At 71.1% G+C, this 17622-nt stretch carries 12 protein-coding genes; 1 reads left to right on the top strand and 11 read right to left on the bottom strand.

Translation table 11 applies throughout. From position 1 onward, the window contains the following. Positions 1-2: 2 nt before the first annotated feature. The 7 genes from N792_RS10110 to N792_RS10080 all read right to left on the bottom strand — a co-directional run bounded on the left by N792_RS10110 (position 3) and on the right by N792_RS10080 (position 9711). On the bottom strand, positions 3-1004 hold the full coding sequence (locus N792_RS10110; protein ID WP_084105688.1) for a ribonuclease H-like domain-containing protein: 1002 nt from the start codon (positions 1002-1004) through the stop codon (positions 3-5). A 283-nt stretch (positions 1005-1287) separates the two neighbouring features. Then, positions 1288-3828, bottom strand: a complete 2541-nt coding sequence (locus N792_RS10105) for a DEAD/DEAH box helicase (protein WP_036194766.1) — start codon at positions 3826-3828, stop codon at positions 1288-1290. Between the two features lie 327 nt (positions 3829-4155). Then, a complete protein-coding gene (locus N792_RS10100) occupies positions 4156-5727 on the bottom strand; it encodes a BCCT family transporter (RefSeq protein ID WP_036194627.1) in 1572 nt (523 codons plus the stop codon). Positions 5728-5965: 238 nt separating this feature from the next. Continuing rightward, positions 5966-7945: an N-acetylmuramoyl-L-alanine amidase gene (locus N792_RS14110; protein WP_052103929.1), complete on the bottom strand. Its 1980-nt coding sequence runs from the start codon at positions 7943-7945 to the stop codon at positions 5966-5968. Positions 7946-8188: 243 nt separating this feature from the next. Continuing rightward, positions 8189-8695, bottom strand: a complete 507-nt coding sequence (locus N792_RS10090) for a hypothetical protein (protein WP_036194626.1) — start codon at positions 8693-8695, stop codon at positions 8189-8191. Between the two features lie 27 nt (positions 8696-8722). Then, complete coding sequence (locus N792_RS10085) at positions 8723-9343, bottom strand: ATPase (RefSeq protein WP_232220006.1); 621 nt, start codon at positions 9341-9343, stop codon at positions 8723-8725. An 11-nt stretch (positions 9344-9354) separates the two neighbouring features. Further along, on the bottom strand, positions 9355-9711 hold the full coding sequence (locus tag N792_RS10080) for a type II toxin-antitoxin system prevent-host-death family antitoxin (protein WP_052103927.1): 357 nt from the start codon (positions 9709-9711) through the stop codon (positions 9355-9357). A 209-nt stretch (positions 9712-9920) separates the two neighbouring features. Here N792_RS10080 and N792_RS10075 point away from each other — a divergent pair, with 209 nt between their 5' ends. Then, positions 9921-11126, top strand: a complete 1206-nt coding sequence (locus N792_RS10075) for an MFS transporter (RefSeq protein WP_425478879.1) — start codon at positions 9921-9923, stop codon at positions 11124-11126. Between the two features lie 342 nt (positions 11127-11468). Here N792_RS10075 and N792_RS10070 read toward each other — a convergent pair whose 3' ends face one another. From N792_RS10070 to N792_RS10055, 4 genes are read right to left on the bottom strand one after another with little or no spacing between them, the layout of a single operon-like run. Further along, the gene (locus N792_RS10070; RefSeq protein WP_036194624.1) at positions 11469-13352 is read right to left on the bottom strand and encodes a hypothetical protein; all 1884 of its coding nucleotides are present in this window, start codon (positions 13350-13352) and stop codon (positions 11469-11471) included. Further along, positions 13349-15469 (bottom strand): hypothetical protein, encoded by a 2121-nt coding sequence (locus N792_RS10065; RefSeq protein WP_036194758.1) that lies wholly within the window; start codon positions 15467-15469, stop codon positions 13349-13351. Before N792_RS10065 ends, N792_RS10070 begins: the two co-directional genes overlap by 4 nt. Further along, positions 15466-16713, bottom strand: coding sequence for a BatA domain-containing protein (locus N792_RS10060; protein ID WP_052103926.1), 1248 nt, complete (start codon positions 16711-16713; stop codon positions 15466-15468). Before N792_RS10060 ends, N792_RS10065 begins: the two co-directional genes overlap by 4 nt. Next, positions 16710-17606 carry a DUF58 domain-containing protein gene (locus N792_RS10055; RefSeq protein ID WP_036194623.1) on the bottom strand — a complete coding sequence of 299 codons (897 nt, stop codon included), beginning with the start codon at positions 17604-17606 and terminating at the stop codon, positions 16710-16712. Before N792_RS10055 ends, N792_RS10060 begins: the two co-directional genes overlap by 4 nt. Positions 17607-17622: the final 16 nt, after the last annotated feature.

Genomic DNA, 17622 nt, shown 5'->3' with positions numbered 1-17622 from the left:
CGTTAGGGCCATGTAAATGCGTCGCCGGCAGTGTCCTCGGCGTGCGCCGCGACCAGCCGCAGCATCAACCGCGCCAGCGTCACCACGTCCTGGTGGTTGTGCGCGCACACGCGCCGCAGCAGCGACGAGGAACCGCCGCGCAGGAACGACAGCCACGCCGCCGGCGCTTCCGATCCGGGCAGGTCGTCCTCGCGGACGATCTTCAGCAGCTCGCGCTCGATCGTTGCCAACCGGCAGTTCTCCCACACGCCGCGGTAGCGGCGGCGGGTCGGGAACAACAGGTCGACGTGGTCCAGCGGCGTGATCGGGTCGCCCAGCCGTGCCAGCCGGTAGCGCGTCTTCAACAACGGCGAGTCGTAGCAGCGGCCGTTGTAGCTCGACAGCACCGTGGTCGGCGCCAGCCAGCCGGCGAACGTGCGCAGCATCAGCGGCTCGGCGGCCAGGGTGGTGATCAGCAACTGGCGCACGCGCAGGCCATCGCCATGCACCGAATGCCGATGCCAGTCCGCCGCGCCGATCTGGAATGCGCGCGTGCCGGTGCCGCCGGCCAGCCCGGTGGTCTCGGTGTCGAAGAACAGCAGGTCGCGCGGATCGACCGCATCGTCGCGCCTGGCGAAGGCCAGCGGCAGCATTTCGCCGGGTGCCGCGAACGGCAGCCAGGTCTCGATCAGGCGCAGACCGGGCGCGATCTCCTCGCCCGGCAGCGAGCGATCGGCCGGCCCGCGCGGTCGCGGCGGCTGCCATGCCTCGGGCGTGCGCGCACGCACGCCAAGCAGCCGGCGCAGCGATTCGATCGAAGGCTTGGCCGGATCCGGACCGGGCCGGGCCGGACCCGGCAGGGCCGAACCAGGCAGGGCCGAACCAGGCAGGGAGCCCGGCATGAGAGTTGAACCCGGACCCGGCCGCGCCCGCTCGATCGTTCCCTCTTCCGCCCGCGGGAGAGGGGCAACAGGTTTTCCCGCCTCGCGCTTGAGCAGCCGCAGCCGGTCGAGCGTCACGCTCATGCCAATCCCCCGCGCGTGGCGTTTTCTGTAGGAGCGACGTGAGTCGCGAACGCACGACGCAATGGGACATCAGTGAATTCGCGACTCACGTCGCTCCTACAGCAGCGCACCAGACATGCGTGCCGCCGAAGCATGTCGAAGGTGACCTTCATGCCAGGCCTCGAAGGGCCGCCCTTTGTAGGCGCGACGTGAGTCGCGACCTGCACATGGTTTCCGCCGTTCGGCCGATCGCGACTTGCGACGCGCCGACAGAAGCCCGGATTTTCGGCAATCGCGGCAATCATCACTCCGCCAGCTCCGCGAGCAACCCCAGCACCCGCCGCGCCAGTGACTTCGGGGTGGCGCCGGCGCCGTCCTCGTCGGCGGCCAGCACCGGGCCGACGCAGGCCGGGCAGCCGGCCTTGCAGTCGCAGCGTTCGACCAGTTCGATCGCGCGCTGCACCAGTTCGCCCTGCCGCTGCCACAACGGTTCGCTGAGGCCGACACCGCCGGGGAAGTTGTCGTACAGGTACACCGTCGGCACGAACTGCTGCACCTCGATGACGTCGGTCGTCGCCGGCAGCGCGGCGTCGTCGAACACCTCGAAGCCATCGTCGTGGCCTGCCGGAAACCGCGCACGACCGCCCATGCCGGCGGCTTCCGACAGCCCCTCCACTGGCGGCCCCTCGACCCCGCGCAACTGCCCGCGACCCTTCGCATCGGCGGTCGCGAACCACGCGCCATCGCCGTTGCCGACCGCCTTCTGCAGGTCGCGCGCATCGGCCATCACCGCCACCGTGGCGACCACGTGCAGCGCGTAGCCGGCACCGAGAAACCCGTCCAGCGCGTCCTGCCGGCTCGCGAACCACGCCAGCAGCACCGCCTGCGGCAGCTGCCACCAGACCGCGGTGGTGTGCAGCTCCTGGTCGGGCAGGTTGACCGGGCCGTAGCCGATGTTCTCGTGGGTGTAGTAGCGGATCTTCTTGTAGCCCGACACCCGCCGCACCACGTGCACCTCGCCGTGGCCGCAGTCGCCGTGGCCGGCATCGATGCCGTCGAAACGCTCCAGCACCTTGAGCTTGGAGTAGTCGATCGAGTCGGTGTAGTAGTCCACATGGGTGCGGGTGACGTAGGCCTTGCGCCCGTCCCAGTCCAGCCGCTCGACCTGGTACGGCGTGCTCTGCACCATGTGGATCGCGCCCTCGTACAGCGTCAGCGCGGCGGCCGAATAGTCGACCTCGGCGATGATCTGCTGCTTGCCGCCACTCTTGTCGACCACCACGAAATTGCCGTCCGCGACCGAGCGCAGCGACACCGAGCCGGCCGGATAGCTGTCGGCGATCCACTCCCAGCGCCCGCCCTCCCTGTGCACCACCTCGGTCTCGGCCAGCGCCTGCAGATACACCTCCGGCTCGATCGGGCCAAACGCCTCATCGACCACGAACGGCAGCTCGAAGGCCGCGCAGCGGATGTGGTCGAACAGGATCAGCGGCTGGTCCGGCGCGGTGCGCGCGTGCTCGGGGCTGGCATCGGCGAAGAAGTCCGGGTGCCGCACCACGTACTGGTCGAGCGGCTGCGAGTTCGCCACCAGCACGCCCAGGCTCGGCTGCTGGCGCCGGCCGGCGCGGCCGAAGCGCTGCCAGGTCGCGGCGACCGAGCCCGGGTAGCCGTTGAGCACGACCACGTCGAGCGAACCGATGTCCACGCCCAGCTCCAGCGCCGAGGTGCTGATGATCCCGTCGATGCTGCCGGCACGCATGTCGCGTTCGGCCGCGCGCCGCTCGGTCGGCAGGTAGCCGCCGCGGTAGGCGCGGATGCGCGGGGCCTTGCGCGGGTCGGAATCGAACACGTCCTTGAGGTACTTGGTCAGCACCTCGACCATCAGCCGCGACTGCGCGAACACCAGCGTCTTCAGCCCGGCCTTGATCGCGATGCGCGCGATGCGGTTGCTCTGCGACCGCGCCGACGCGCGCAGGCCGAGGTCCGGGTTGATCACCGGCGGGTTCCAGAGCAATACATGTTTGTCGCCGGTCGGCGCGCCCGACTCGGTGATCGCGTGCACCGGCGCCTCGATCAGCGCGCGGGCGTGCGCGGCCGGGTTGCCGATCGTCGCCGAGCACAGGATGAACTGCGGGCTGACCCCGTAGAACGCGCAGATGCGCTTGAGCCGGCGCAGCACGTTGGTGACGTGGCTGCCGAAGACACCTCGATACGTGTGGATCTCGTCGATCACCACGTAGCGCAGGTTCTCGAAGAACTGCGCCCACTTGGTGTGATGCGGCAGGATCGCCTGGTGCAGCATGTCCGGGTTGCTGACCACGATGTCGCCGTGCAGGCGGATCGCCTGGCGCGCGTCCCCGGGCGTGTCGCCGTCGAAGGTGAACGCCTTGACCCCGAGGTCGCCGGCCCGGTTGAGTTCCAGCAGCTCGGCCACCTGGTCCTGCGCCAGCGCCTTGGTCGGGAATAAATAGAGCGCTTTCGCCGAGCCGCCCATCGCCGCCGCCACCACCGGCAGCGTGTAGCACAGCGACTTGCCCGAGGCCGTCGGCGTGACGATGGCGACGTGCTCGCCGCGCTGCGTCGCCTGCCAGGCCTCGACCTGGTGGCTGTAGAGCCGGTCGATCCCGCGCGCGCGCAACGCTGCCGCCAATGCGGCCGGCACGTCGTCCGGGATCGGCCCGTACGCGCCCTCGCGCCCGGGAATGGTGAAGCTGCCGGTGATGCGGTCCGCGTAGCGCCGCGACAGCCGCTGCGTCAGCAGCGCACTGTCACGCGACGGCCGGCCATCGGTGGTGGCGAGCACGCGTTCGGCGCTCTCGGTGCGGGGAGCGAGGGCGAAGGCCATGGCGTGAGGTCCGGGGAAAGGGCGCCATGGGAGCACGGGGGTGTCTCAGGGTGTGAGACGGGAGGCAATGGTTACCAAGGTAGCCAAGGAAGCTCTGATCAATTCGCTTTTGATCGTCACTCCCGCGCAGGCGGGAGTCCAAGGACGTTGCCAATCAACGGTTTGAAGTCTATGGGCCGCCGTCTTCAGCGAGGAATCAATCAACACTTTTGCGAATCAGAGTTGAGCTCGCCGCCCAAAGCGGGTGGCTGACACAAGGACGGATGCGGGCTTCCTATATGCCACTGCAGACCGCGGCGTCTGTACCTGACGGGCCCATACGGTAAGTCAGCGCGACCCGCGCCCGTCTTCCGCCTCCTCCACCGCCTGCTGCTCCTGCTCACGCACGATCCAGGCCTCCACCATGCGTTGGGTGCGGCGCTCCAGGGCTATCTCGCGCAGCGCTTCGATGCTCAGCACGCGGTACAGGCCGATCATCACCGCGATCATCAGCAGCGCGAACGGCAGGGCGGCGACGGTGATCAGGGTCTGCAGCGCTTGCAGGCCACCGGCCACCAGCATCGCGGCGGCGATCAGGGCGATGGCGATGCCCCAGGCGAACTTGCGCGGCAGCGACGGGTCGCCGGCGGTCTCGCTCGACATCGAGCCCAGTACCAGCACCGCGGAATCGGCCGAGGTCACGAAGAAGATCACCAGCAGCACGATGGTCAGGCCCGACAGCAGGCCGGGCAGCGGCAGGCTGTCGTACATGCGGAACAGCACCGTCTCGTAGCCGGCCGCGAGCGCGCCGGCCATGTCCACGCCAAAGAACAGGTGCTCCCACAGCGCGGTGCCGCCGAAGGTGGAAAACCAGGCGAAGCCGATCAGGCTGGGCATCACGACCACGCCGAGCACGAACTCGCGCACGCTGCGTCCGTACGACACCCGCGCGATGAACGCGCCCACGAACGGCGACCAGGAAATCCACCACGCCCAGTAGAAGATTGTCCAGTCGGCGACCCAGGTGTTCGCGGAGAACGGCGACATGCGCAGGCTCATCTCCACCAGGTGGTCGAGGTAGCTGCCCAGCGAGGTGGTGAAGGTGTCGAAGATGAAGGCGGTCGGCCCGAGCAGCGCCACCGCCAGCAGCAGCACGCCGGCCAGGGCGAGGTTGAAGCTCGACAGCCACTTGATGCCGCGGTCCACGCCGCTGGCGCTGGAGGCCATGTACAGCACGAAGCACACGCCGATCACCGCCAGCTGCATGCCCAGCCCGGTGGGCAGGCCGAACACGCGCGCCATGCCGGCGCTGATCTGCATGGTGCCGAAGCCGAGCGTGGTGGCGACGCCGATCGCGGTGGCCACCACGGCGACGATGTTGACCAGCTTGCCGATCCAGCCCAGATGGCGGTCGCCGATCAGCGGTTGCAGCAGGTCGCTGATCAGGCCGCGGCCGTTGCGGTTGTACTGGAACCAGGCGATCGCCAGCCCCATCAGCGCGTAGATCGCCCACGGGTGCAGGCCCCAGTGGAAGAAGGTGTAGCGCATCGCCGCGCGCGCGGCCTGCGGCGTCCCCGGCGCCAGGCCCTCCGGCGGCGTGAGCAGGTGCGAGACCGGCTCGGCCGCCCCCCAGAACACCAGGCCGATGCCCATGCCGGCGGCGAACAGCATCGACAGCCAGGCGGGCTTGGAGAACTCGGGTTCGGCGTCGCGTCCGCCGATCCGCAGCCGCGCCAGCGGGCCGAAGGCGAGGTAGGCGAGGAACACCAGGGCGAGGAACACGATCAGCAGGTACAGCCAGCCGGCATGCTGGATCACCTCCGCCAGCGCGGCATTGCTCATCGCCTCGAACGGCTTCGGCGCGAACCCGGCAATCACCGCCAGGGCGATGACCAGCAGCAACGAGATCCGGAAAACCATGCGTGTATTCCCACGAAGCGTGTGTGCGTGCAGCTTAGGCACCGCCGGCCGCGGCGTGGGTGAAATGGATCGCTCACGTCCCCGTTCGACGACACATCGCTGCCGCGGCGGGAGCTTGTTTTTCCCGTGCAATCGGAACGGGGTCCGTCCCACCACGCGCTCGCGCTTCCAATAAAAACGCCCGCCGGGGAGAGAGGCCGGCGGGCGTCCATACGGCGCGTTTATCCGCGTTTGGCGATCAGTTCCTGACCTGCACGTCGTCGATGTAGACGTTGACGTCGTAGGCGGTGTTGGCGTGGTACAGCCAGATCGCGTCGAGCTTGACCGAGCTGGCGGTGATCGCGCCGTTGCCGCCGACCCAGGCGTTCCACTGGGCGGCGTCGGTCAGCGACCAGGACACGTAGGTCCAGGTGTTGGCCGCGATCGCCTTGCTGGTGGAGCGTTCGGTGCCGTCGCTGTCGTCGATGCCCAGGCCGACGCTGGTGCCGCTGCCGCCGGACCACACCCAGAACCCGACCGAGCCGTTGGCGCGGGTCAGGGCGGTGTTGCTGGCCGGGTTGCCGCTGCCGGACAGCAGGCGGACCGCCCAGGCGGCGGAGGTCGCGGTGTTGTCCTTGAGCAGCACGCGCAGCGAGCACGAACCGTTCTTGCGCGTGCTGCAGTCGCGGGTCGCGGTCGAGGCGGTGGAAATGCCGGTCGTGCTGCCGGAGTACGCCGGGCTGGTGTTGAAGTGGCCGACGCTGCTTTCGAAGCCGTCCAGGATCTTGGTGGTCGGTGTGCCACCGCCGCCGCCCGGGTTCAGCAGGTTGTAGTAGCTGCCCCAGTTCCAGTTGATGCCCGGGTCGGTGTGGGTCTGGCCGGAGTAGTGCTGGTGGCCCTTGATCTTGACGCTGGTCGACAGGACGTTGATGCCGCTGGTGGCCGGGCCCTTGAACGCGCTGCTGCAGGGGATGGTGCTGTACTTGGAGCAGAAGTTGCGCACCAGCGCGGCCGATGCGTTGTACATCGCCGTGGTGTACCAGGAGCTGTTGTTGACGTAGCCCTCGTGCTCGATGCCCAGGGTGAAGCTGTTCTGGTTGCGCACGTGCCAGGCGGTGTGGGCGTTGCGCACCATCTGGGTGACCTGGCCGTCGGAGCTGCGGATCACGTAGTGCGCGCTGACCTGGGCGCTGGCGTTCTTGAACCACGAGATGGTGCCGGCGTAGCTGCCCTGCGCGGTGTGCAGGGTGACCGCGCTGACCGCCGCCGCGCGCGAGGCGGTGTAGTTGGACGCGGACGCGGGGTTCCAGATCGCCGGGGTGTAGTCGGTGCTCTGGATGCCGACATCGGTCGCCGGTGCCACCTCGCCGGCGGCCGACAGCGGCATGCGCTGTGGCGATTTCGCCCGCAGGGTTTCGCTGATCGGGTCCAGCTCGTAGTCGGCGGTCTCGATGCGGTCGTTCTCGATGTCCAGCCGCACCATCGGCGCGCGCAGCTGGATCAGCTGGTCGATGTCGAACGCGCGCTCCCATTCGATCGCCCGTTCCGGCACCACGATGCCGCGGTCGTTGACGCCGCGGTCCTGGGCCAGCAGCACGTCGTAGGCAAAGCTGGTGCGGGCGTAGTCGCCGACCGCACTCGCGCGCGCGGCCTCGGCCGGCGACGGTGAGAAGCCGGCGTAGCGCATCAGGGCCGGACGGATGTCCTCCGGCGACCGGGTCACTACGCCGCGCTTGTCCAGCCGCGCGCGGGCGTCGGCAGGCGGCAGGTCCTTGCGGATCTCCGCATCCAGTAGCGCCGCGGCGGCCAGCACGTTGGTGCGCGGGTCGCTGCGGACCAGGTTCGGTGACACGCCCAGCAGATGCGCGCCCTCGGTGACCTGGTCGGCAAAGCCCTGGCCGCCGTACAGGCCCATCACGCCGTACGCGCTGGGCATGTGGTGGTGGGCCTCGCCCCGGGTTTCGCCGGGTTCGGGCTGGAGGTGCAGCCAGCGGCTCTGCACGTAGGCGATGGATTCCAGCGTGCCGGCCGGAATCGCCGGGTAGCGGGCGTAGGCCTGCCGGAAGTACTGCTGGAATGCCTGACGTTGCGGCCGCAGCGCGACCTCTTCGGCATTCAACTGCGCCGCCAGTGCGGCGTCCGGGTCCTGCATCGGAATGGCGGGTTCTTCCGCCATGGCGGTGGTGGCCAGCAGTGCGCCGATTACCGCGGACAACAACACGCGCGAATATCGCTTCATGTTCGTCAAACTCCCTTTGTGGATGTGCCCCCCTGCTGCGTCCGCTTCTACACCCCTCGGCCAGCCGGGGTTCAGGACGTTGCGGATGCGTGACCGCCTTCGCCTTTCCGCGGTGACCGGCCTCGAGTCAATCGGAAAAATCCGCCACGGGGCCCCCGGATTTGCCGCGGCGCATCGACACGCCGCGCTGCGCAACCGTATGGAAACGGGGGCGGACGGCGCTCGGGTGTGGGCGTTGCGCTCCTATCCGGCGGCGGGCGCTGGCGTGGCCTCGAGCTCCGCCGCTGACACCGGTCGCTGCGTGAGGGCGCGCAGCCGGCGGGGGCTGGCGACGCCGATGCCGTTGTCCCGGCCGGCGGTGTACAGGGTGACGTGCGCGGGCGGGACCGGCAGCTGGCGGCCGAGGTGGCGGCCGAGCGCGGTATGGAAAGCTGCCATCGCCGGCAGCGTGATGAGTTCGATGATCGAGTGGGCGATGCCGGCGGGGTCTGTCTTGCGCAGCAGCAGGTACCGGCCGCTGCGGGCGAACGACCAGTCACCCGCCGCGAACGCTTTGCTGACCATCCCGGCGGCGACAGCCAAGCCGAAGGTGGCCTGCAGCTCCGCGCCGAGGGCACGGCCGATCAGGGTGATGTGGAGTTCGGGTTTCGGCATCAACGCGATGCCGGCGACGGTGATTGGCGCGGTCGGCGGCGCCCAACAATCGGGCGGGATCGGCAGGATGAGGGTCTGGTCGAAGACGGGGCGCATGCGGGCATCGTGCACGACATCGGCCGCTCAGGAGCCCGGACTGAGCGCAGCCTCCACCAGCGGTTTGGCCCAGTCCGGCGTCTGGCCGAGCGAGGCGAGGTCGACCGGCCAGGCGCAGCGGCCTTCGCGCATCTCCAGCACCAGCGGCGGGTCGGGAATCGGCTCGCCCGGCGCGACTTCGGCGCTGTTGTCATGCACCTGCAGGCGGGCGAGGTGCGGCATCAGCCCGATCAGGTTCTCGCGCGCGGCGGTCCAGCGTTCGCGGACTTTGGCTTCGGGAATGTCGTGGCCGCCGCAGGCGACGCGGGCGCGGATGCGGGCCAGGTGCTGCTGCGGCGAGGACAGGCCGCAGAACCAGACCAGCACGTCGTGGCTGCGGGTCGCGTCGAGGATCCGGCGCGGCACGGTATTGCCGCCGAGGGTGGTTTCAAAGGCGTAGTGCGTGCCTTCGGCCAACGCGACGTCCAGCCGGTGCATGCCTTCCTGCCAGGCCGCCGCGTTGGCCTCGGTCTGGTTGCAGCCGGTCGCGGCGAGCAGTTCGCGGGCGAAGGTGTCGGGGTTGAACCAGGCCAGGCCGGCGCGTTGCAGCAGGTGGCCGCCGACCGAGCTTTTGCCCGCGCCGTTGACGCCGGCGAGGACGTGGAGCACCGGCCGCACGGTCAGTGACCGGTTCCTGCCCGGGGCACGCCGCCAAGTTTTGCCGGCCCGTCCATCAATGCGCGCAGGCGGTCGCCGGCGTCATCGGCGCGCAGCGATTCCAGCCGCTGGTCGAAGCGCCGGCGCAAGGTGTCCAGCGCGTCGTGGTCCTTGGACGCGGCCGTCTGCAGGGCGCGCAGGATGAGGTCGTACTCGGCCACCGACAGGATCACCGCCTCGGGCTGGTTGTGGTTGGTGACCACCACCTTGCCGACGCGGCCGACCGATTTCATGACCCCGCGCCAGCCGAGCTTCTTGACGTCCGAGGCCGGCGTGCGTGGGAGGTCGTCGAGTTCGTCGAGTTGCAGGGGCAGGGCCATGGCGGAATTCCGGAAGGGAAACGCGGTCATTGTACCCAATGTGGCCTTTATGGGCTGACGTTCATCCGCAGGTCCGGCCGGCGCCGAAGGGGTTGAAGGCCGCGACAGCTTTGCATCCCTTCAATGCGCATCACCGTGTTTCGCCGCCGTGCTCCCCTGCCGGAGTGTTGCGGCGCACAATAAGCGGCTTTTCCTGCAAGGATCCAGCTTTGACGGACGCCATCCCTTCCACGGCTGCCGCGGCGCTCGACCGCCGCCGCGTCGCCCTGATCCTGTTCGCGCTGGCGACCGGCGGCTTTGCGATCGGCACCAGCGAGTTCGCGATGATGGGCCTGATGCCCAGCCTCGTGCTGGGCCTGGACATCACCGAGCCGCAGGTCGGCCACCTGATCAGCGCGTACGCGCTCGGCGTCGTGGTCGGCGCGCCGGTGCTGGCGATCCTCGGTGCGCGGTTGCCGCGACGTTCGCTGCTGCTGGCGTTGATGGGCTTCTACGCGCTCGGCAATCTGGCGACCGCGTTCGCCCCGAACTACCACGCGATGCTGGCGTTCCGCTTCATCGCCGGCCTGCCGCACGGTGCGTATTTCGGCGTCGCGATGCTGGTCGCCGCGTCCATCAGCGGCCCCGACCAGCGCGGCGCGGCGATCAGCAAGGTCATGCTGGGCCTGTCGATCGCGATCCTGGTCGGCAACCCGCTCGCCACCTGGCTGGGTCAGGCCCTGAGCTGGCGCTACACGTTCGCCCTGGTCGCGGTGATCGCGGTGCTGACGGCCGCGATGATCGCGCGCTTCCTCGCGGCGGACCCGTCCGAGCCGCGCCAGAGCCCGTTGCGCGAGATGCGCGCGTTCCACCAGTCGCAGGTGTGGCTGACGCTGCTGATCGGTGCGGTCGGCTTCGCCGGCATGTTCTGCGCCTTCAGCTACCTCGCCCCCACGCTGACCGAAGTGACCGGGGTCAGCGACGGCTGGATCCCGATCGCGATGGCGGTGTTCGGCGCCGGCTCGATCATCGGCAACCTCGCCGGCGGCTGGCTGGTCGACCGCCTGCAGTTCCGCGCCGCCGCGGTGATCCTGGGCTGGTCGGCGCTGGTGCTGCTGGTCTATCCGCTCGCCGCGCAATCGCTGTGGAGCGTGCTGCCGGTGGTGGTCGCGCTGGGCACGATGGGCGCGCTGGCGCCGGTGCTGCAGACGCGGTTGATGGACGTGGCCGGGGAAGCGCAGACCCTCGCCGCCGCCTCCAACCACGCCGCCTTCAACGCCGCCAACGCCCTCGGCCCGTGGCTGGGCGGCATGGCGATCAGCGCCGGGTTCGGCTGGACCTCGACCGGCTACGTCGGTGCCGCCACCGCGGTGGGCGGGCTGTTGATCTATGCGTGGGCGAAGTGGGACGAGCGGCGGTTGATGACGATGGCCTGAGTCCAGCGGAGTTTCCGGGTGGGGTCGAAATTCAGCTGGTTCGAAAGAGTGGATGACAAGGCGGCGCAAGGACATGGCTTGACGCCTCCCTGGTCCCTCTCGTGAGAAATGTCCGAAAAATGGTCGTCGTACCCGCGAAGGCGGGGATGAGATCGGGCGTTTGCGAGCCACTGGCTCGCGTCCGATCGAACGCCCAAGCGCTATGCGCGCGGGCTGGGGATCACAGGATCCATGGACGTCGTTGGCTGGCAACGTCCATGGACTCCGCCTACGCGGGAATGACGATCAAAAACTGGCTTCCCCAAGTCCTGGCGCTGATCCGGTCGGGTCACTTCGCCGCCGTCAGTGGGTCTCGACTGTCCGGGGTCGCCAACGCTCCACCCACCACAGCAATCCGGCGGCCAGCACGAACATCAGCAGCCACGGCCAGCGTGGGCCGGGCACCGGGGTGGAAGGCGCGGTTGCTGCGGCGGCGATGACGCCGCGATTGCCGATGCGCAGCCAGGTCGCCTCAAGGGTCTGCTGCCGGTGCAACGCCGGTGCGTCGGCGGGATCGGATACGTGGAAGGCCTGCTCGGTGTCGCCGTGCCGGAGCTCGTGCCAGCCCGCTCGCTGCGGCCAGTAGCCGGCGCAGCGGTCCGCTCCGGTGGCCGGATCGATCTGCAGCGTCACCGGGGTGTCGTCACTGTCGCTCGCGCGCACCTCCGCGGCGTCCGGCAGGCCGCACAGCACCACGCGCTCGCCCACCCACGGCATCGCTGTAGTGACGCGGACGGCCGCCGGCTGCGGCAACGCGCGGGCCAGCGTGGCCAGCACGCCGCTCCACAGTTCGGCATGCAGATCGTCGCGCCCGACCAGGACCAGCTGGTAACTGTCGGTGACCGGCAACAGCGCCAGACGTCCGCGGCCGATGTCGCGCCAGCCACCGACTGGCCGGTCGCGTTCGTCGTACAGCAGGGCGTGGGCCTGATCGGGCCGCAGGGCGAACTGCTCCAGCGTCGGTGGCGTGGCGGTGTGCGAGGCGGTAGCGGCCTCGCGGATGGACGACGTGCCGTGTACCGCCGGTCGCGGCGGGCCCCGCCGTGCCTGCAGCAGCGCGGCGTCGGCCTCGGCGGGCAGGCGCAGCGGCGTGCGCCGGTTGTCGCCGCTCACCGGCAGGCCCCAGTCGCGCAGGGTGCGGCGCGCGCTGTTACCCATAGGACCGGTGCTGCGCACCAACACGCCGAGGCCGTCGCGCAGGGCCTGCCGGATCGCGGCGCGTTGGCCGGCGCCGAGGGTCGCGAGGCTGCGCTCGTCGAGGATCAGCACGTCGGTTTCGGCCAGGCGCGCGGCGGTCAGCGCGACGGGTTTGTCGCCCAGCGAGACGCCGCCACCGGCACTGGCCTGGGCCTGCACCGGCAGGCCGGTATCGACCGCCCAGCGGCGCAGGTATTTCAGTTCCGGCCCCGGTGCGCCGGCGACGATCAGCACGCGCGGCGCGGGCTGGTCGAGGGTCTGCAGCGGAACGACCACGGTGTCGATGACCTCCTGCGCGGCATCGAGCAGGCGCAGGCGGAATCCGCTGCGGCCGGCCGCGCGGGCGGTGCCGTGCAGGGTCACGCGGCCGTCGTCGGCGAGGCCGGCGCGATCGACGACGGCACCGGCGGGGTCGATCAGTTCGGCGTGGGCGGCTTCGGGGGATTCGACTCCCTGCGCGCGGCCGTGCACCGCGAAGGTCGCGCCCGGCACGCTGGTGGCGGGCGGAACCAGGGCCGCCCAGCCGGTGGGCGCGGCGGCCGGCACGAAGGTCACCTGCGCGGGCAGGACCGCGTCGCGGTCGCGCGAAGCCAGCCCGTCACCGACCAGTCGCAGGGCGCTTGCGCTGGGGTGCTGGCGCAGGGCCGTGGCGAGGTCGGGGGCGTACTCGGCACCGGCGGTCGCGGGCGCCTCGGGCAGCGCGATGACGGTGTCGCCCGGTTGCGGCTGCCAGAGCTGCGGATCGGCGCCGGCGGTCAGTACGGTCAGCGCGCCTGTGGCCGTATCGCGCGACGGCGGCAGCAGGGTCAGGTACAGCAACACGCCGGCCGCGAGTTGCAGCGTCAGCAGCGCGGCCAGGCGCAGACCGGCGCGGCGGGTGTCGGGGTCGCGGGTGTCGGAGCGTCCGCGCCAGTGCTGCCATGCCAGCCGCATGCTGCCGATCAGCACAGTGGCGGCCAGCGCGAAGGCGATCCAGTGCGGCCCGCTCATGGCATGTCCTCCAGTGCGTCCAGGTAGACCTGCCCGGCGTCGTCGGGGGCCGCGCGTCGCGACACCTGCGGCGGCGGGCGCAGCAGCACGCGCCACAGCTGCGCGCGCAGACGCTGCCGGCACGGCTCGCACTGCGGCGCAACGCGCCACTCCTCGATCGCGGCCGCGAGGCTGAGCGGGTCGGACAGACGCGACTGGTTGTGCTGCAGCCACTGCGTCAGCGCATCCAGATCCGGCGCATTGCCGGGGTCGGCCAACTGCTGCCACACCGCGACGATGGACGGGTCCGGCACTTCTGCCGCCGCTACCGGCAGGGTGCGACTGGCGAGGCCGTCGCGGTCGCCACTCAGCCGGCGGGTTTCATCGATCGGTGGCAGGTCGGGGCCGACCCGCGCGAGGTAGATGCGCTCGGCCTGCTGCACTTCCTTGATGAAGGCCAGCGCCTTGTGGGCGTAGGGCAGCGCCTGCTCGGGCCGGCCCTGGCGCAGTTCGCCTTCGGAGGACCACATCTGGTCGAGCGCCGCCTTCAGGGTCGCGCGGGTCTGTGGGTCGAGCAGGGTCGCGGCCTCGGCGTGGTCGTGGGTGTGGCCGTACTCGGCCAGCAGGTCGGTCTCGCTGCCGAACACCGGGCTCGCGGCCGGCTCCGGGCCGTGGTCGTGAGCGTCGTCGGCCGGTGTCGGATCGGCCGAGTGGTCACCCGTCGGCGCGTCGCTGGTCGGCAGCGGTTTCGGCGCGCCTTCGCTTTCCTCGCCGAGGAACTGGCCGTAACGCAGGCGCAGGATGCGCTGGTCGACGCCGATGCTGTCGGCGCGTTTGACGAATTCGTCGGCCGACCACTGCGGGCGCTGCCGGATCAGCGCCTCGGCGTCGATGATGATCTGGCGCTGGCTGCGGAAGTAGGCCGGCAGCGTTGTCTTGACCATGCCTTCCAGCTCGGCGCGCTGGGCCTCCGCCTCGCTCGGCATCCGCAGGATCAGGCTGGCGCTGTGCGCGGTCTGGGCGGTCGGGCGGCGGTTGTCGCGCACCTGCAGTTGCGCGATCACGTCGCTGCCGGGGGCCGCGCCCAACGCGACCGGATCCAGCGTGCGGGCGAAGCGGCGCCGGTGCGCCGGGCCGGTGCCGGCGAGCGCGAAGCGGTGTTCGCGGAAGCGGATGTTCTCGCCGCTGCCTTCGGTGACCGTGACGCGCAGTTCCGCGTTGGCGGCCACCGCGTAGTCGTCGGCGGCCTCGAACCGCAGCGGCCATTCGCGCTGTCCCGGGGCACCTGCCACGAGCGTTTGATCGGGATGGATCACGCGCACGGTCGGCGGCTGGTCGGGCAGGGCGTCGATCCGGTACAGGCGCGGGTCGTCCATCGCCGGCTCGGTGTGCACGCGGTACAGCGCCGAGCGGTCGGCGGTCCATGCGGCCGTCCACTGCCCGCCTTCCCGCGTCAGGGCGACGCGCTGGCCGTCATGGAACTGCAACTCGACGGTTGTCGGTGGCGCGGAGAAGCGCAGCGACCACTGCAGGCGGCTGCCGACGGGAACCTGCGCATCGAGCGCGCTCTGCACGCGTCCGGTCTGGGCGGTGTAGGCCGGCGCGGTGATCTGCAGTTGGGTGGACTGCAGCTGCGGTGGCACGACGGGGGTGGCGGATGTCGTCGCGGCCGTGGTCGGCGATGGCGGCGGCGTTCCGGTCGGGGACGGCCAGACCAGCGCCAGCGCAATCACGGCTGCGGCGCTGCCCCAGGCCAGCAGCAGCCGGCGTCGCGGCCAGTCCGGCCGCAGGTCGGGGGTGTGCGCCCGCAGCGCGGCGTCGACGCGCGCGCGTTGGCGCTGCTGCAGCGGATTGAGGCTGTCGGGTGCGGCGAACAGCAGGTCGGCGCTGTCCTGCGCGGCCGGGTGCAGGTCGAGCCGGCGCACCAGCCACTGCCGGTCCAGCCGGCGGGCGCGCCAGATTGCGATGCCGGCCGAGGCCAGCAGCGTGGACAACAGCACGGGCACTGCCGCTTCGACGCCCTGCAGCCGCCATCCGGGCGCGGCCAGCGCCAGCGCGATCGGCAGGCCGGTTGCCACGTCGATGGCGATCCGGCGCCGGCGCGCGCGTTGCCAGGCTTGGTGCACGGCGGTCGTCATGCGCGCGCCCCGCGTCGCGGCGATGTCGCCAGCCAACGCTCGATGGCGAACAGCAACACCGCCAGCGCCAGCAGCCAGGGCGCGGGATCGAGCGGCTGCGGCAGCGGGCTGTGCGCGCCGGTCAACGGTGCCTGCGTGGCGGCGGTGGCGAGCGCGGGCGGCGGACCGGGTCGCACCGCAGCCAGCAACTGACGCGGGAAACCGGGATCGCGCAGCGCCGGCCACTGCGCCGGCGACAGCGGCGCGTGGAAGCGCAGCAGGCGACCGGCCCCGACCGCGCGCTGTTGCAGCACGTCCTCGCCATTGGCATCGCGCAAGGCGGTGCTCCAGGGCGGATGCGGTTCCGGCTCCGGCGCCGAACGGGGTGCCGGTGCTGCTACGGGCGAGGCCGTGGGGGTTGAACCCGGACCGGCCGCCGCAGTGATTTCCAGGCCCGGACCCGGCGTCGGCGCGACCAGCAGTACGGTGCCGCCGCGTTCCAGCCAGTCCTGCCAGGACGATGACAACGCGGTGTCGGCGAGCCAGACGCCGATCTGGCCTGCGTCCGGTGTCGTGCCGGCCGGCAGCGCGGGCGGCAGCGGCTCGCCGGTCCATGCCTGCTGGACCGCGCCCAGTACACGCAGGGTCGATGCAGGGGTGTCGGCGTCATCTTCTTCGCCGCCGCGCAGCAGTTGCGGGGCGCCCGCTGCGTCGTCCGGCAGCTGTCCGGCGGCGCGTGCGACCGGTCGCCAGTCCACCGCCCGCGACAGCCGCAGGGGCTGGCCGTCGAGGCCGGGCATCGGGTCGGGGACATGGACCGTCAACGGCGTCGCGGCCGGCAGCGACTGGTCCAGCTCGCGCAACAGGCTGGCCAGCGGCTGCGTGCTGACGGGCGCCGGCTCGTCCAGCGGCGGAAACCCGGGGGCCAGCCAGCGCCAGTCCGCCGTGCGGTCCAGCCCGCGCAACGCCGCCCCGTCGAGGCCGGGCGCGACCACGACCACCGGCCGGGCATCGGGTGCTGCGCCGTGCAGCACCGGCCGCGCCAGCAGCAGCGCCAGCACCGCCAGCAGCAGCAAGCGCAGCAGCAGCAACGGCCATTCGTCGATGCGCACGCGCTGGCGGGGCCGCACCCGGGCCTGCAGCCAGCGCAGCGCGGCGAAATCCAGCGGTGCGTACCGGTGGCGCCGGGCGAGATGGACCAGCAGCGGGACCAGCCACGCCGCCAGTGCCAGCAGCCCGAGCGGAGCCAGCAGCGCCAGACTCATGCCGTCGCTCCGGCAGCAAACAGCGTGCGCAGCGGCGCATCCAGCGGCTGGTCCAGATACCCGGCCGCGTACGCAATGCCGCTGCTGCGCAGGCGCGCCCGCAAGGCGTCCTGCGCGGCCGCGAAGCGGGCCAGATAGCCGTCGCGGATCGCACGGCCGTCGCCGAGCAGCTCCGCGCCGGTCTCCGGATCACGGAAGCGGTGGCCGTCGCGGAACGGGAAGTCGCGCTCCTCGGCGGTCAGCAACTGCAGCAGCGCGACCTCGCGCCGCGCCGCGGAAAGACGCTCCAGCAGCACGATGCCGTCCTCGTCGAAGCCGTCGCCGAGCGCGATCAGCAGGTCGCCGGCCTGCACGCGCTCCCACACCGGGTGCAGGCGGGACACGGGCGGCCAGGCGCCGGTCGCCCGCAGCTGGCGCAGCAGCAGGTGCACGCGGTCGCGCTGGCGCAGACCGCTGCCGGCCGGCACCAGCTGCACGCCGTCGCCATTGATCGCGATCGCGCCGAAGCGGTCGCCCTGCTGCAGCGCCAGCTCGACCAGACAGGCCGCGGTGGCGCAGGCGTGGTCGAGCCGCGACCAGTCCGGTCGGGCGCGGTCGGACTGGCCGGCCGAGGCGGTGGCGTCGATCAGGATCCACGCGGTGACCGGGCTTTCGCGCTCGGAGTCGCGCACGAAAAAGCGGTCCGAACGCGCATAGAGCTTCCAGTCGATCTGACGCAACTCGTCGCCCGGCTCGTAGGCCCGGTACTGGGCGAACTCCAGCCCGGCGCCGCGGCTGCGGCTGGCGTGCTGGCCGATCCCGTGCCCGCCCAGCGCGCGGCGCGGCTGCCAGTGCAGCGCTTTCAGGCGTCCGCGCACGTCGGCGGGGATCGCGATCGGGGCGTGACGGCTCACGTCGGACTCACGGCGC

Origin of the sequence: Lysobacter concretionis Ko07 = DSM 16239 (assembly GCF_000768345.1) — a bacterium.
Lineage (GTDB): Bacteria > Pseudomonadota > Gammaproteobacteria > Xanthomonadales > Xanthomonadaceae > Novilysobacter > Novilysobacter concretionis.
This window is presented reverse-complemented; position numbering and strand designations above follow the sequence as displayed.